At 61.1% G+C, this 14,987-nt stretch carries 14 protein-coding genes; 10 read left to right on the forward strand and 4 right to left on the reverse strand.

Annotated elements, in window-relative coordinates:
* The 3 genes from VL52_RS21285 to VL52_RS21295 form a co-directional block, all read left to right on the forward strand.
* The coding region (locus VL52_RS21285; protein WP_046158925.1) for an ExbD/TolR family protein at window positions 1-241 on the forward strand (241 nt) is incomplete at its 5' end.
* Window positions 242-316: 75 nt separating this feature from the next.
* A complete protein-coding gene (locus tag VL52_RS21290) occupies window positions 317-2,320 on the forward strand; it encodes a M13 family metallopeptidase (RefSeq protein ID WP_052729455.1) in 2,004 nt (667 codons plus the stop codon).
* Window positions 2,321-2,595: 275 nt separating this feature from the next.
* A complete protein-coding gene (locus tag VL52_RS21295) occupies window positions 2,596-3,351 on the forward strand; it encodes an endonuclease (protein ID WP_235429350.1) in 756 nt (251 codons plus the stop codon).
* Window positions 3,352-3,429: 78 nt separating this feature from the next.
* On the opposite strand, the gene VL52_RS21300 is transcribed toward VL52_RS21295, so the two are convergent.
* The 3 genes from VL52_RS21300 to dinG all read right to left on the reverse strand — a co-directional run bounded on the left by VL52_RS21300 (window position 3,430) and on the right by dinG (window position 7,312).
* Window positions 3,430-4,581, reverse strand: coding sequence for a porin (locus VL52_RS21300; RefSeq protein ID WP_046158926.1), 1,152 nt, complete (start codon window positions 4,579-4,581; stop codon window positions 3,430-3,432).
* A gap of 175 nt (window positions 4,582-4,756) precedes the next feature.
* Window positions 4,757-5,071 (reverse strand): DUF3579 domain-containing protein, encoded by a 315-nt coding sequence (locus VL52_RS21305; RefSeq protein ID WP_046158927.1) that lies wholly within the window; start codon window positions 5,069-5,071, stop codon window positions 4,757-4,759.
* Between the two features lie 117 nt (window positions 5,072-5,188).
* Window positions 5,189-7,312 (reverse strand): ATP-dependent DNA helicase DinG, encoded by a 2,124-nt coding sequence (gene dinG / locus VL52_RS21310; RefSeq protein ID WP_046158928.1) that lies wholly within the window; start codon window positions 7,310-7,312, stop codon window positions 5,189-5,191.
* A 159-nt stretch (window positions 7,313-7,471) separates the two neighbouring features.
* Here dinG and VL52_RS21315 point away from each other — a divergent pair, with 159 nt between their 5' ends.
* The 5 genes from VL52_RS21315 to VL52_RS21335 all read left to right on the forward strand — a co-directional run bounded on the left by VL52_RS21315 (window position 7,472) and on the right by VL52_RS21335 (window position 13,018).
* Window positions 7,472-9,430: an aminotransferase class I/II-fold pyridoxal phosphate-dependent enzyme gene (locus VL52_RS21315; protein WP_046158929.1), complete on the forward strand. Its 1,959-nt coding sequence runs from the start codon at window positions 7,472-7,474 to the stop codon at window positions 9,428-9,430.
* A gap of 189 nt (window positions 9,431-9,619) precedes the next feature.
* The gene (gene argF, locus VL52_RS21320) at window positions 9,620-10,543 is read left to right on the forward strand and encodes an ornithine carbamoyltransferase (RefSeq protein ID WP_046158930.1); all 924 of its coding nucleotides are present in this window, start codon (window positions 9,620-9,622) and stop codon (window positions 10,541-10,543) included.
* A 47-nt stretch (window positions 10,544-10,590) separates the two neighbouring features.
* Complete coding sequence (locus VL52_RS21325; RefSeq protein WP_046158931.1) at window positions 10,591-11,817, forward strand: argininosuccinate synthase; 1,227 nt, start codon at window positions 10,591-10,593, stop codon at window positions 11,815-11,817.
* A 118-nt stretch (window positions 11,818-11,935) separates the two neighbouring features.
* On the forward strand, window positions 11,936-12,799 hold the full coding sequence (locus VL52_RS21330; protein ID WP_200896078.1) for a DMT family transporter: 864 nt from the start codon (window positions 11,936-11,938) through the stop codon (window positions 12,797-12,799).
* 15 nt (window positions 12,800-12,814) lie between these two features.
* Window positions 12,815-13,018 carry a DUF2788 domain-containing protein gene (locus tag VL52_RS21335; protein WP_021478097.1) on the forward strand — a complete coding sequence of 68 codons (204 nt, stop codon included), beginning with the start codon at window positions 12,815-12,817 and terminating at the stop codon, window positions 13,016-13,018.
* A gap of 92 nt (window positions 13,019-13,110) precedes the next feature.
* Here VL52_RS21335 and VL52_RS21340 read toward each other — a convergent pair whose 3' ends face one another.
* Window positions 13,111-13,371 (reverse strand): hypothetical protein, encoded by a 261-nt coding sequence (locus VL52_RS21340; RefSeq protein WP_021478096.1) that lies wholly within the window; start codon window positions 13,369-13,371, stop codon window positions 13,111-13,113.
* 243 nt (window positions 13,372-13,614) lie between these two features.
* Between VL52_RS21340 and VL52_RS21345 the strand changes: the two genes are divergently transcribed.
* Together VL52_RS21345 and VL52_RS21350 are read left to right on the forward strand one after the other, a co-directional pair.
* Window positions 13,615-13,905 (forward strand): hypothetical protein, encoded by a 291-nt coding sequence (locus VL52_RS21345; protein WP_046158933.1) that lies wholly within the window; start codon window positions 13,615-13,617, stop codon window positions 13,903-13,905.
* Window positions 13,890-14,519, forward strand: a complete 630-nt coding sequence (locus VL52_RS21350) for a transglycosylase SLT domain-containing protein (protein WP_052729457.1) — start codon at window positions 13,890-13,892, stop codon at window positions 14,517-14,519. The genes VL52_RS21345 and VL52_RS21350 overlap by 16 nt, the downstream gene beginning before the upstream one ends.
* Window positions 14,520-14,987: the final 468 nt, after the last annotated feature.

The raw sequence follows: 14,987 nt of genomic DNA on the forward strand, positions 1-14,987 counted from the left end.
GGTGGTGCAGATCGACATCGCGCCGGACAATGCGGTGATGTGGAACGGCGAGCGTTTGCCGAACCGGGAGGCGTTGGAGACGAGGCTGTCGGCGGCGGGGAAGGCGGAACCGCAGCCGGAGCTGCACATCAAGCCGAACAAGGATGCGAGTTACGCGCCGGTGGCGATGGTGCTGGCGGAGTCGCAGCGTCTGGGGTTGACGAAGCTGGGCATCGTCGGGTCGGAACAGTTCTTGCAATAGACGGTCTGTAAGGATCGGACAGGAAAGGCAGCTTCGGCTGCCTTTCTTTTCTCGAAGCACGCATGGAGAAGTTCAATGAAGATGAAAGCGTTGGCGTTGGCCCTGCTGTTGGCGGGCCAGGCATGGGCGCATGGCGTGTCCGGGATCGACGCCGCCAATTTCAATTCCAGCATCCGCCCGCAGGACGATATCTATCTGGCCGTCAACGGCAAGTGGCTGGATACGCATGAAATTCCGGCCAGCGAATCCTGGAGCGGCGCGTTCAAGGATCTGCGGGATCTGAGCGAAGCGCGGAGCCGCGAATTGATCGAGCAGGCTTCGGCTGGCCAGGCGAAGGATGGCAACGCGCAGAAGATCGGCGCCGCTTACGTCAGCTTCATGGATGAGGCCGCGGCGGAGAAAAAGGGCTTGCAGCCGATCGAGCCTGATCTGCAGGCGATCACCCTGCTGGCGAGCCGCGATGAACTGTTGAAATTGATCGGCGGCGGGCAGTCCGGCAACGTCAAGCTGCCGCTGGCCTTGTATGTGGGGATAGACGCCCGCGACGCCACCGCTTATTTGCCTGACCTGTACCAGAGCGGGCTGCTGATGCCTGATCGAGACTACTACTTGGGCAAGGATGCGCGCTTCGCCAAAGCGCGGGATGCCTATCAGGCTTACCTGAGCCGCTTGTTCCGCCTGGCGGGATATGCCCAGCCGGAAAAACACGCCAAACGCGTGATCGCGCTGGAAACCAAGCTGGCGCAGCTGCAGCGCAGCAGGGTCGAAAACCGCGATCCGCAGAAAACCTACAACAAGACGACGCCGGCCCAATTGGCCAAGTTGGCGCCCAAGCTTGATTGGCAAGGCTTTTTGTCCGCGGCCGGCATGTCCGGAATCGCCGCGCTGAATGTCAGCCAGCCCGAGTACGTGGCGGGCCTGGCTCAACTGCTGCGCAAGGAGCCGTTGCTGAATTGGCAGGATTATCTGATCGCGCATACGCTGGACGGCTATGCGCCGTACCTGAGCAAGGCGATGGTCGATGCCCGTTTCGATTTCCACGGCAAGGCCTTGTCCGGCACGCCGGAGCAGCGGCCGCGCTGGAAGCGGGGCGTGCAGTTGGTGGAGTCATCCTTGGGTGAGGCGTTGGGACAGTTGTATGTGTCCAAGTATTTCCCGCCGGAACACAAGCGCAAGATGGAGGAGCTGGTCGGCAATCTGATGCAGGCCTATCGTCAGAGCATCGATGGCTTGAGCTGGATGAGTCCTGCGACCAAGCAGGCTGCGCAGGTCAAGCTGTCCAAGTACATGTTGAAAATCGGTTATCCCGATCATTGGCGCGATTATTCCGGTCTGGAGCTCAAGTCCGATGATCTGGTGGGCAACGTCAAGCGCGCCAACCAGTTCGATTATCAGTGGCAGCTGTCGCATCTGGGCAAGCCGGTGGACAGGACCGAGTGGGGCATGACGCCGCAGACGGTCAATGCTTATTACAATCCTTCCCAGAATGAAATCGTGTTCCCGGCCGCCATTCTGCAACCGCCGTTCTTCAATGCAGAGGCCGACGATGCTGTCAATTACGGAGGCATCGGCGCTGTGATCGGGCATGAGATCAGTCATGGCTTCGACGACCAAGGCAGCCAGTTCGATGCCGACGGCAATTTGCGGGACTGGTGGACGGCAGAGGACAAGGCGCGCTTTCATGAGCTGACCAGCAAGCTGGTTGCGCAATACGACGCCTACGAGCCGCTGCCGGGCAAACACATCAACGGCAAGCTGACCCTGGGCGAGAATATCGCCGACAACGTGGGCCTGCAGATCGCCTACAAGGCCTACCAGCTGTCGCTCGGCGGCAAACCGGCTCCGGTGATCGACGGCATGGGCGGCGATCAGCGCTTCTTCTACGGTTTTGCCCAGGTTTGGCGCGGCAAGACCCGGGATGAGGCCATGTTGGCCAGGCTGGTTTCCGATCCCCACTCTCCGGATGCGTTCCGGGCGATCGGCGCCACCTCGAACAGCGATGCTTTCCAGCACGCTTTCGAAGTGAAGCCGGGAGATAGAATGTATAAGCCGGAGGATCAGCGCATTCGCATCTGGTGATGCGAATAGTGGCTGAAGAGTAGGGTTGAACGCGGGCAAGCGCTGGAATGAGCGCGCTTGTCCGCGTTTTCTTGTTATGGGCAGTGCGCGCAATGCGCGGCGTTGTTTGCCTTGAGTTGCTTGAGGGGAGCGATCAATAATCTGGCAATGGTATTGCTGTAATTTGTTTCGGTGCATACACTTCGTCGATGCACAAATTCATGCCTTTCATACTTGCCGCAGCCCTAACCGCTTGCGATTCGCATCAAATCAATCAAATAGCAAAATCCCCGGAAGTGAAACAGTTGGCCGCTCTGGGCGAGTCCATCCTGTCATCGGCGGCGTCGCAGCAATCCGAAGCCGCGCCATCTCAAGTCAAGGCCGAGCCCTTGGTCAGCGGAGGCAAGGCGATCGGCCATCGCGACTTCGCCGCAGCCAAGCGTATTTTGCCGCGCGTGTACTCAGGCATGGAGGTGGACTTCTATTGCGGTTGCCGCTATCAGGGCAAGGCGGTCGATTGGCAGTCTTGCGGTTACCAGCCGCGTAAGTCCGAAGCGCGCGCCAGCCGCATCGAGTGGGAGCATGTGGTGCCGGCTTGGGTGTTGGGGCACCAGCGCCAGTGCTGGCAGCAGGGCGGCCGCAAGGCCTGCGGCGATCAGGATCCATTGTTCCAGATGGCGGAGGGCGATCTGAACAATCTGGTGCCGGCGGTAGGAGAGGTGAACGGCGACCGCGCCAATTTCGCCTACGGCGCTTGGGAAATCCATCCGCGGCCTATCTATGGACAGTGTCAATCCTTGGTGGATTTCAAGCAAAAGCGTTTCCAACCTCGGGAAGAGGTGCGCGGCGCGGCGGCGCGTATCACGCTATATATGCATCAGCGCTATGGTTTGAGAATGAGTCAGCAGGATCGGCAGCTGATGTGCGCATGGGCGCGGCAACATCCGGTGGACGAGTGGGAGCGCCAGCGCAACAAACGCATCATGCAATGGCAGGGCGAGGGCAATTTCCTGGTATCCCAGCCTGAGGAGTTGAGCAGGGTTTGCGGCTGATCCGCTTTATTTGGCATCGACGATAAAAAACGCCACGGCATGCCGTGGCGTTTGGTTTTAAGCAGCGTTGCTCAAGGCTTAGAAGGAAACCTTCATGCCTACACCGAACGCTTGCGGGTCGTTGCCGGCAGTCAGCTTGGCGCCAGGCGTTCCGAGCCCGGTATCGTACACGGGGTTGTTGGCGAAGTTGGCGTTCTGCTTCGCGTTGTTGGTGATCTTGGTGTAGTAAGCCACCAGCTGAGTCGACTTGGACAGGTTGTAATAGCCGCCCAGCGTCCATTGTTTGGCCTTGAAGTCATCGCCATTGATGCCTGCGCCGACATTCTTCAGGCGGCCCAGTTCGCCATAGGACAGCTTGACTGAGGCTGCGCCGAAATCCTGGCCCAGCGCGATCAGCCAATCATCCTGTTTCAGCTGGCCACCACCGATCTGGTCAAAGGAGCCCCATTCGTAGTTGCCGCCAATGAAGGTGCCGAAGTCGAACTTATAGCTGGCGGCGATGCTGTAGAACGAGATATTGGAGCCGGAATTGACGGAGGCGGTCGTGGTGTTGGCGGCTACGCCCTTGTCGTACTGCTTGTCCCAGGCGGTGGCCAGGTTCAGGGCACCCCAGTTGTAGCCTAGGCCGAGGGAGATGCGTTTGGCATCGGTGCCGCTGGCGCGAGCCTCATCCACGCCCCAGGAGCCACCCAGCGTGAAGCCAGCCCAGTTCGGGGAGAACCAGTGAATGGAGTTGGCCATGCGGAGTTCGCCGCGGCTGTTGACGGAGTTCGCGCCAAAATTGTCGGCGGTGGTGTTCACGAACACGTCGGTGCCCAGCGCGGTATTGCTGCTGCCGGTGAATACTTTGTAAGCCGAGTCGTTTTGGCCCAGCAGCACTTTGCCGAAGTCTGCATTGTCGATGCCGATGAAGGTATTCCGGGTGCCAAAGCTGGCGGTTTGAGCTTTGTCGTTGGTACCGCCCTGCTCGAAGTTGCGCAGGCTGCTTTCAACTTGCCAGATGGCCTTGGTGCCGCCACCCAAATCTTCCCACCCCTTGAAGCCGATACGGGAATTTTCGTCCACTACACGAGTGCGGGAGCTGTACTCAGTGGCGCTATTGCCGCTGCCGGTGGCCTTGGCGGATTCGATGCCACCGCTCAGGAAGCCGTAGATGGTCACATCGGCGTGAGCCGCGACCGGGACGATGAACAGAGATGCAACGATGGCTGCCAGATTCTTCTTTTGCATGATGGACTCCAAGTCAAGTCTGTGGTTCTGTTGTGAAGCAGTGAAGAGACCGTGTCCGGTTTTGGCAACGCTTGCACGGCTGCTTCACGACTTTGTATTAGTTTAGCCACAGAATATGACGGGAGTGTTGCGAAGACTGGTAAAAAGAGTGGTGTCGATGCGACGCCTGTTGCGATTATGCCGAAAACTTGTTCGGGTAGATCTCGTCGATAAGTGTCCGACAATCGACCACTCGCAGGTCATTGTCTTTTGCAAAGTCCATCAGGAACTGAAAGATTTGCGGGTAGATTTTTTCCAGCTTCTTGTCCACTGCGACGCAGCGCACGCCTTCCAGCAGCATGGGGCGGACAAAGGCATGGTAAGACAGCTTCTGATTGGTATCGAAGGAGGCCAGGATGCCGGCCAGCCGCTCGGCCCAATCGCTGGGGCGGAAAGTGCGGCCTTCTGAGGTCAGGCCCTGGATCACGATTTCGTACGGATTGCAGATCATGGCGGTGGAACCAGTGTGTTTGCTTTTGGTGTAGCCTGTTTTGTTGTCCGTGCTAAGACGTTTTTTCTAGGCCGACGACTTTTACTTATGCGAAAGTTTCGTGATCATACCTGAAAATCATATGCGCTTGAATGGCGGCAGCGAAGCCAGCAGCTTTTTGCCGTAACTTTGTCGCGTCAAGCGGTTGTCCAGGATGGTCACTCGACCGTAATCGCGTTCGGTTCTGATCAAACGGCCCACGGCTTGCACCAGCTTGATCGATGCTTCCGGCACCGTCAGCTCGATGAAGGGGTTGCCGCCGCGCTTTTCGATCCAGCGGGAAAGGGTCTTGCCGACGGGGTCGTCCGGCATCGCGAACGGCAGTTTGGCGATGATCACGTGCACGCAGCTCTCTCCCGGCAGGTCCAGTCCTTCCGAAAACGAATCCAGCCCGAAAATCACGCTGGCCTGCTGGTCTTTCAGGCGCTGATGGTGCGTGTCCAGCAGCGTGCGCTTGGGAATGTCGCCCTGGATCAACAGCCTGTCCCGCAGGCCTGCGGGCAGACCTGCGCCAACCTCCTGCATCTGTTTGCGCGACGAGAACAGCACCAGCGTGCCCACCGGCTCTTTCAGGTCGATCAGCTTGGGCAGCCATTCGATGATTTCGCGGGTGTGGCCGCCGGGGTCTTTGGGGCTGGCCAGCAGCGGCGGCAGGTAGAGCTCGCCCTGTTCGTCGAAATTGAATGGCGACTCCAGCGCCATGCAGCTGACCTTGGGCAGCCATTTCAGGCCGGTCTGCGACAGCAGCAGCTCGAAATCGCCGAGCGAGCGCAGCGTGGCCGATGTCAGGATGGCGCCGGCGGCGCGGCGCCACAGCGTGGCGGCCAGGCTGGCGGCGGCGCTGACCGGCGAGGCCGAGAACAGGTAGTCGCCCTTGCCCTCGGCGCGGCGGGTGATCCATTTGGCGATCGGCGGCGCGTTCTCCGGAGTTTCGGTATCGAACAGATCCCATACCGCCATCAGCTGTTCGGCGCGGCCGATCAGGAAGCCCAATTCGGTGGCGGTCTTGTCCAGATCCACATCGCCGCTCTTGTCCTTGCGGGTCTCGGACAGCGCGTTGCCCATATCGTCCAGCTGCTTGGACAGCGAGCGGGCGGAAATCGCCATATTGGCCGCCGAGGTTTTCAGCCGTTCCGGCAATACGCCGTCTTCGATCAGCCAGGACGGTTCCAGATTGTCGCTGCTGGCGGCCAGCGAGTCTTCGCTGCCCAGCAGCCATTGCCATTCGGTCAGCGTTTCCACGCAGGCGGCGGCGGAGTCGATCGCGTTGCTGGCCAGTTCGGCCTTGCCGGTGTGAGCCTCGGCGTGCACGACCACCGCGCCCACCTTGTCCAGCCAGCCCAGCGCCTGGCCCAGCGAGTGCTCTGCGGCGAACTGGTTGACCGCCTTCTTCGCCAGGTGGTGCGCCTCGTCTATGCAATAGAAGCTTTCTTCTGGGGCGGGCAGGATCACGCCGCCTCCCATCGAAACGTCGGCCAGCATCAGGTCGTGGTTGGCCACCACGACGTCGACGTTTTCGAGGGTGTCGCGGGCCAGATAGAACGGGCATTCGACGCGGTTGGGGCAGGCGGTTTTCAGGCAGCCGTGGCGGTCGTTGGTGACGCGCGCCCACAGGCCGTCTTCCACGATGCTGTCCCAGGTGTCGCGGTCGCCGTTCCATTTGCGGTAATGGAAGGCGTCGGCCATCGCGCTCAGCGCGTCCAGCTCTGCTTGCTCCGGCTTGTGGTCCCACAGCGCCATCATCGGGTCGGGCTGCAGCAGGCTCTGCTGCGAGTGCTGGGCGGTGAGGCCGTACAGGCGATACGGGCACAGGTAGCGGCCGCGGCCCTTAGCCAGCGCGAAGGTCAGCGGCAGGCCGCTGTTTTCGACGACGAAGGGCAGGTCGCGGTTGACCAGTTGTTCCTGCAGCGCCACGGTGGCGCTGGTGACTACCAGCTTTTTGCCGCGCGCGCGCGCCATTACGCCGCCAGCCAGCAAATAGGCTAGGCTCTTGCCGACGCCGGTGGGGCCCTCGATCACCGTGATGCTCTCGCCTTCGCGTTCCGGCCAGTCGTCGCCGACCTTTTCCAGGGCGCGCGACAAGGCATTGGCGATTTCAGCCAGCATGCGGCGTTGCGAGGCGCGCGGCCGGAAGCCCGGCAGGCGGTCGGAAATGGCGCGGTAATGGTCGCGGATTGAGTCTTTTTCGGCGTCGGTCAGCATGGGCGCGATTGTACCGCATGCGACCGTTGTGCGCCTGCATAATGACGGCGGGCACAAGATGTGGATAGGATAGGAGACAAACAAAAATACAGAACAGCGCGTACGTCCGGACAGACGCTAAAAACAAGTGCGCGGCAAACAGCAAGAGGAGAAACCTTCATGAAACCCGTTAGCCGCGTTGTCGTGGTCAGCGACGATGTGACATGGCAGGCCGAAGTGCTGGCCGGTCTGGGAGCCGCCGCGGTGCGGCTGGAGAATTCATTTGGCCTGACCTTCGTCCCCGCCTGCACCACGGCGGAGACGATGGATCTGATCGCCCGCGACGGCGAAGTCCAGGTGGTATTGGTGGACCGGCAGCTGAAAGGCACCGCCAACGGCGAGGCCGCGGCCCAGCTGGCGAACCGCATCAGCGATTTTCGCCCGGAGATCTCGCTTTACGTCTTCTTGCAGGACGACGACGAGCGGGCGCTGGTGGAAGAGCTGGCCAGCCATGCGGTGGATGGCTATTTCTATCGCGACGAGGCCGATTTCAACGGCTGGTTCCGCATTCTGGTGGCGGAGCTGGCGGAAAAATCGGCGACGCCGTTCTACGACAAGCTCAAGCAATACGTGCGGATGGCCAAGGATTCCTGGCACACGCCGGGCCATTCCGGCGGCGATTCGCTGAAAGGCAGCAACTGGGTCGGCGATTTCCATGATTTCGTCGGCGAGCATCTGCTGCGGGCGGATTTGTCGGTATCGGTGCCGATGCTGGATTCGCTGCTGCACCCCACCGGCGTCATCGCCGAGGCGCAGATGCTGGCGGCCAAGGCCTTTGGCGCGCGCAAGACCTATTTCGCCACCAACGGCACCTCCACCTCCAACAAGGTGATCTTCCAGACGCTGCTGGCGCCGGGCGACAAGCTGCTGCTGGACCGCAACTGTCACAAGTCGGTGCATCACGGGGTGATCCTGTCCGGCGCGCGGCCGGTGTATCTGGATTCGTCCATCAATCGCCAGTACGGCATCTTCGGACCGGTGCCCAAGACCACCATCTACCAGGCGATAGACGACAATCCGGACGCGCGGGTGCTGATTCTCACCTCATGCACTTACGACGGCTTGCGCTACGATCTGAAGCCCATCATCGAGGCCGCGCACGAGAAGGGCATCAAGGTGATCGTGGACGAGGCCTGGTATGGTTTCGCGCGCTTTCACCCCGCGTTCCGGCCGACGGCGCTGGAATCGGGCGCCGACTACGTGACCCAGAGCACGCATAAGGTGCTGTCGGCGTTCTCGCAGGCCAGCATGATCCACGTCAACGATCCGCGCTTCGACGAGCACCTGTTCCGCGAAAACTTCAATATGCACGCGTCCACCAGTCCGCAGTACAGCCTGATCGCCAGCCTGGACGTGGCGCGCAAGCAGGCGGTGACGGAGGGTTACCGCTTGCTGGACCGCACCTTGAAGCTAGCGCAGGAGCTGCGCGAGAAGATCAATTCCACCGGCGCTTTCCGCGTGCTGGAACTGGACGATCTGCTGCCGCCGGAGGTGAGGGAGGACGGCATCCTGCTGGATCCGACCAAGCTGACCGTGGATTTCAGCCGCTCCGGCTTCACCGCCGACGAGTTGCAGCAGGCGCTGTTCGAGCGCTACAACATCCAGGTGGAGAAGTCGACGTTCAGCACCATCACGCTATTGCTGACCATAGGCACGACCCGCAGCAAGCTGTCCCGCCTCTACGACGCGATGCTGCGCCTGGCCAAGGAGGGGCGTCCGCCGCGGGCGCTGGGCCGCATGCCGGAAATCCCGCATTTCTCGCGCCTGGCCTGCCTGCCGCGCGACGCCTTCTACGAGGCCGGCGAGCGGCTGCCGCTGCTGGACGACGATGGCCGGCCGAATCCGGCGCTGAGCGGGCGGGTATGTTGCGACCAGATCGTGCCGTATCCGCCGGGCATTCCGGTGCTGGTGCCGGGGCAGGTGGTGGACGACACCATTCTGGCCTACCTGGCGCGGCTGCAGAAGACGCAGAAGAGCATCGAGATGCATGGTTTGGCGGAGGACGGCGGGGAGTTTTATCTGCGCGTGCTGAAGCCGCAGGAGCTGGCGGAATTGCCGGGACGCAGTTTGTTCAATTGAATGCTTGTCAGGCAGGAGGATTTCCGATAAATATAACAAATGTCGCATTTCTGTAAATCATGCCTATGTATTTGCAGGGGGCGATATTTGTAAAGTGACTTGAGACTAGCGTGTAGTAATGTGCCGTTGCGCATGAAACCACCTCTCGGTGTTGCACGCGCAGCGGCCTCTTTTTTTGATTGGAGCATCATGACGTCCGTAAGGCATTACCTTCAGTTCAGCGACCTTTCCCCCGACGAGTACCATCATCTCTTCGAGCGAAGCCGGGTCCTGAAGCGACGACAAGGCACCGGCGAGTTGCATCGGCCGCTGGTCGGCAAGGTGATGTCCATGGTGTTCGAAAAGAATTCCACCCGTACCCGCGTCTCTTTCGAGGCCGGCATGGCACAGCTGGGCGGCCACGCGATGTTCCTGGACACCAAGAGCTCGCAGATCGGCCGAGGCGAGCCGATCGAGGACACGGCGCGCGTGCTGTCCCGGATGAGCGACATCATCATGATCCGGACCTTCGAGCAGAGCCTGGTCGAGCGGCTGGCCGCGCATTCGCGCGCGCCGGTGATCAATGGCCTGACCAACGAGTACCACCCGTGCCAGATATTGGCCGACATCTTCACCTATGTGGAGCGGCGCGGTTCGATCAAGGGCAAGACCGTGGCCTGGATCGGCGACGGCAACAATGTCTGCCGCACCTGGCTGCAGGCCGCGCGCGTGCTCGGCTTCAAGCTGAGGGTGGCGTCGCCGCTCGGTTACGAGCTGAAGCCGCTGGACGGCCATTATTACGGCTCGGACGTGCTGGAACTGACCCAGGATCCGGTACGCGCCGCGCACGGCGCCGACATCGTCACCACCGACGTGTTCACCAGCATGGGCTTCGAGGCCGAGCAGAAGGCCCGCCTGGAGGCTTTCTCCGGCTACCAGGTGACGGCGGAGCTGATGAAGCATGCAAAGCCGGACGCGCTGTTCCTGCACTGCCTGCCCGCGCACCGCGGCGAGGAAGTCGCGGCCGAGGTGATCGACGGTCCGCAGAGCGTGGTCTGGGACGAGGCTGAAAACCGCATGCACGTGCAAAAGGCCCTGATCGAATATCTGTTGCTGGGGCACCGCGAGGACTGAGTCCCGCCCGGCAATCGATAAACAAACAACGAGTGGAAAGAGAAGCAATGTCTGACATCAAGAAAGTGGTTTTGGCGTATTCCGGCGGTCTGGATACCTCGGTGATCCTCAAGTGGCTGCAGGACGAGTACAAGTGCGAAGTGGTGACCTTCACCGCCGACATCGGGCAGGGCGAGGAAGTGGCGCCGGCGCGCCAGAAGGCGGTATCGCTGGGCATCAAGCCGGAGAACATCTTCATCGAGGATCTGCGCGAAGAGTTCGTCCGCGACTACGTCTTCCCGATGTTCCGCGCCAATACCATTTACGAAGGCGAGTACCTGTTGGGCACTTCCATCGCCCGGCCGCTGATCGCCAAGCGCCAGATCGAAATCGCCAACCAAGTGGGCGCCGACGCCGTATCGCACGGCGCCACCGGCAAGGGCAATGACCAGGTCCGCTTCGAACTGGGCTATTACGCGCTGAAGCCGGACGTGAAGGTGATCGCGCCGTGGCGCGAGTGGAACCTGCTGTCGCGCGAGAAACTGCTGGCCTATGCCGAAACCCACGGCATCGACATCAGCAAGAAGAAGAACGGCGGCAGCCCGTACTCGATGGACGCCAATCTGCTGCATATCTCGTATGAAGGCACGGTGCTGGAGGACCCGGCGCAGGAGCCGGAAGAGGATATGTGGCTGTGGAGCGTCAGTCCGGAGAATGCGCCGGACCAGGCCGAGTACGTGGAGCTGGAATACCGCAACGGCGATATCGTCGCCATCGGCGGCCAGGCGCTGAGCCCGGCCGCGGTGCTGACCGAGCTGAATCGTCTGGGCAACAAGCACGGCATCGGTCGGCTGGACATCGTCGAGAACCGCTATGTCGGCATGAAGTCGCGCGGCTGCTATGAAACCCCGGGCGGCACCATCATGCTGAAGGCGCACCGCGCCATCGAATCCATCACCCTGGACCGCGAAGTGGCCCACCTGAAGGACGAGCTGATGCCGAAGTACGCGCAGCTGATCTACACCGGCTACTGGTGGAGCCCGGAGCGCGCGATGCTGCAGCAGATGATCGACGCCTCGCAAGCCACGGTGAACGGCTGGGTGCGGCTGAAGCTGTACAAGGGCAATGTGATCGTTGTTGGCCGCGAGTCCAAGACCGATTCGCTGTTCGATCCGACCATCGCAACCTTCGACGAGGACGGCGGCGCTTACAACCACGCCGACGCGGCCGGCTTCATCCGCCTGAACGCGCTGCGGATGCGCATCGCCGCCAATGCGCGGAGCAAGCGCGGCTGATACAATCCATTCATACCGTTGACATGGCGGCCATCCGGCCGCCATTTTTCGTTCTTTAAGCAGGCAGGGAGAGGTGTCGCGCATGCGGGCGAGCAGTTGGATACCGTGGGTTTTCGTCATGTTGTGGAGCACAGGGTTCACCGGCGCCAAGCTCGGTTTGCCGTATTGCGGGCCGTTTACTTTCCTGGCGATCCGGATGGCGCTGACCTTGCTGTGCTTCGCGGCATTGCTGGCCTTGCTGCGTCCCGCCTGGCCGACGCTCGCGCAGGCCAGGCGGCAGTGGGTGAGCGGCGGCATGCTCCATGGCGGCTATCTGGGTTGCCTGTTCGCGGCGATCAAGTTGGGCGTGCCAGCCGGCCTGGCGGCGCTGATCATGGGCATGCAGCCATTGTTGACCGCCCTGATTTCCTGGCGGCTTGGCGAGAAGCGTTTTCACGCCATCCAATGGCTGGGCATGGCGTTGGGGCTTGCCGGCACGGCGCTGGTGATCGCGGGCAGCAAGGGCGTAGCGCTGGCTGGCGGCGCCGGCGCGGCCTTCGTGATCGCCGGGTTGCTGCTGATTACCGGCGGCACGCTGTACCAGCGCTACCGCGGCGGCGGCGCGCATCCGGTCGCGGGCGCGTTTCACCAGTATCTGTCCGCGCTGGCGGTGACTGGCGCATTGGCCTTGCTATTCGAGCGGGGAGTGCCGGTGGTGTGGAGCGGCAAATTCATCTTCGCCTTGGGCTGGAGCGTGACGATGTTGTCGGTGCTGGCGGTTTTGCTGCTGTTGCGCATGCTGCGCGACGGCGATGTCAGCCGGGTGGCGGCTTATCTCTATCTGGTGCCTGGCCTGACGGCAGTCCAGGCCTGGTGGTTGTTCGACGAGCGCTTGAGCCCGGCCGCGATGGGGGGTATCGTACTGGCAGCCGTCGGTGTGGCCTTGGTGTTGCGCGGCGGAGATTTTCGTTTACCGGGCCGTTTCAGGAGCGGACGGAGCTGAACAGGGGTGGGTAACGTGTCGGAAGAGCAATTCACCAATATCTCGCTGGTGGTGTGCCTGACTGGGCTGATCATTTTCATGGGCTTCATCATCTGGGACTTGGGCAAGAAGTCCAAGGCCGGCAAGACTGGCATGATCGTTTTGTTCCTGGTGCTGGGGTTTGGCGTCACCGGGTTTGTCTTCAAGAACATTCTGGTGGAGTTTATGCTGAGCAAGTAGGCATGGTTATGGGTTTGGGTGGAAGGTTTCGCCCGGCTGAAGGTTTAAAAGCCAAGCCCCGCATTGTGCGGGGCTTGGCGTTTTTCAGAGGGTCAGGCGATTTTGGCGCAGAGCGCCGTGTCGGTTCTGGGTTTGCGGACCTCCGGATGGTCAATGCGCACGACCTGCATCATCGCCATGTCCTTCAGGCGGCGGCGCAAGGGATGAGTGTCGGCCGCGGCCTCAACAATGCCCTCGGCTTCGTCGACTGAAGCCTGCTGATTATCCTGAATCTGCTGCTTCTCGAACCAGGTCAGGGGGCGCTGCAGGATGGCCTCCAACGGCTCATCCAGTTCGAAGTTGCTGTCAAGCATGGCACTCACCTCTTTGGAAGGGGTCTCCGCCTTTGGCTGATGGCTGGGGCGGGCTGAACATTGCCCTTGTATCTTACGAGGCTGGAGGGGTTTTGTTTATAAGTAGGAACCGCTAGTTTTATGGGAAATGTCCGGAAGAACAGTAATTTAGTGCGCTTGTCCGACAGTGTAATCTGTCAGCGGGCTGCGGCGGACGATGATCGGTAAGCTGATCCTGTATTCATGACAAGAGGACTGATCATCATGTTTGGCAAGTTGCGCGATTACCGCTTGTATGTGCTGATTCTGCCCGCTTTGGCGGGTTTGTGCTGGATAGACCGCGTCGTCGCCGTCACCTGGCTGCAACTGGGCCTGGCCTTGCCAGTACTGGTGGGCGTGGCGTTGCTGCTGCGCAAAGTGCTGTTCCATTCCGACGTCAGCCAGGCGGCCGATCTGGCGCTGGCTTCGCCGGTGGGGGCGTCGCTGGTGGTGCTGGCCGACAGGTTGTTCATGGCCGCCGTGTTGTTGGCGGGCGTGCTGTGGCTGCGGGGCTGAGCGTCGGCGCGCTGGCCTTGCTGCCGCTGTTGAATGCCGCCGCGACGCAGCATTGGCCGGACATGCCGTCGCGTTCCGTGCTGGCGGCCCAGGTGGAGCAGGAGAGCGGATGGCGCGAGCGGGCGGTGCTCAAGACTTCCCGCGAGTACGGCGCCGGGCTTGGCCAGTTCACCAAGGCGTATCGGGTGGATGGCGGCGTCCGTTTCGACGCGATCAGGGAGATGGCGGCGCGCCACCCGGAGCTGCGGGGCTGGGGCTGGCGGAACGCTTTCGATCCTCACTATCAGCTGACGGCGATGGTGCTGAAAAATCGCGACAACTATCGGCTGATACGCTGGGCGGAGGGCGAGGACCGGCTGGCGATGATGGACGCCGCCTACAATTCCGGCTTCGGCTCGGTGTTGCAGCGGCACCGCTTGTGCGCGAACATGGCGGGTTGCGATCCGGCGCGCTGGTTCGGCGGCCTGGAAAAAGCCAGCGGCCAGTCCAGGCGCCGGCAGGCCGGTTACGGGCAGTCCTTCGCCGACATCACCAATACCCATGTCCGCAACGTGATGGTGGTTCGAAGGGCCAAGTATCGGCCCTATTTCGGAGAAGCGGCCGGATCGCGTTGAGCCGGGTGGCGGCTCCTTTGGGGCCGTTTTCCTGCATCAGGAATCCGGTAAATGGCGGCTGCCAATAGAGATTCTGAACAAATTCAGTGCCATCGATGGAATCTTGCCTATGGCTGGGTGGTTTGTAGATGCGTGAATTTTAAATCCATTGGCATTTTTGCAATGAAAATAATTTAGTTATTTTAATTTTTTCTGCCATTAAAGTTTTATGGTGAAATAATATTTCTTTTCGCAAAAATGCCTAAACTGTTTCAGAAATCCAGGGATAAGACTGTTATGTCGATTTGATTATTCCTGGAGGGCGGTATGGTTGCAGTGGTGACAGGCGCGGGGCTGGGTTTGCACAACGGTTCGCTGGCGGCGCTGGGCGCGCCAGGCCAGCTGGGCGCGGCGGCGTTCGGCCGCGGCGGCGAGCGGGTCTACGTCAACGCCGGCAACGGCAACCTGATCCTGCAGCACCAGGACGAG

Origin of the sequence: Chromobacterium vaccinii (assembly GCF_000971335.1) — a bacterium.
GTDB classification, from domain to species: domain Bacteria; phylum Pseudomonadota; class Gammaproteobacteria; order Burkholderiales; family Chromobacteriaceae; genus Chromobacterium; species Chromobacterium vaccinii.

Excerpts from the sequence above, each read along its gene's own strand:
- VL52_RS21315 (WP_046158929.1), top strand. The coding sequence starts at position 7,472 with ATGAAACCCGTTAGCCGCGTTGTCGTGGTCAGCGACGATGTGACATGG.
- VL52_RS21330 (WP_200896078.1), top strand. The coding sequence starts at position 11,936 with ATGTTGTGGAGCACAGGGTTCACCGGCGCCAAGCTCGGTTTGCCGTAT.
- VL52_RS21340 (WP_021478096.1), bottom strand. The coding sequence starts at position 13,371 with ATGCTTGACAGCAACTTCGAACTGGATGAGCCGTTGGAGGCCATCCTG.
- dinG (WP_046158928.1), bottom strand. The coding sequence starts at position 7,312 with ATGCTGACCGACGCCGAAAAAGACTCAATCCGCGACCATTACCGCGCC.
- VL52_RS21290 (WP_052729455.1), top strand. The coding sequence starts at position 317 with ATGAAGATGAAAGCGTTGGCGTTGGCCCTGCTGTTGGCGGGCCAGGCA.
- argF (WP_046158930.1), top strand. The coding sequence starts at position 9,620 with ATGACGTCCGTAAGGCATTACCTTCAGTTCAGCGACCTTTCCCCCGAC.
- VL52_RS21325 (WP_046158931.1), top strand. The coding sequence starts at position 10,591 with ATGTCTGACATCAAGAAAGTGGTTTTGGCGTATTCCGGCGGTCTGGAT.
- VL52_RS21300 (WP_046158926.1), bottom strand. The coding sequence starts at position 4,581 with ATGCAAAAGAAGAATCTGGCAGCCATCGTTGCATCTCTGTTCATCGTC.
- VL52_RS21305 (WP_046158927.1), bottom strand. The coding sequence starts at position 5,071 with ATGATCTGCAATCCGTACGAAATCGTGATCCAGGGCCTGACCTCAGAA.
- VL52_RS21345 (WP_046158933.1), top strand. The coding sequence starts at position 13,615 with ATGTTTGGCAAGTTGCGCGATTACCGCTTGTATGTGCTGATTCTGCCC.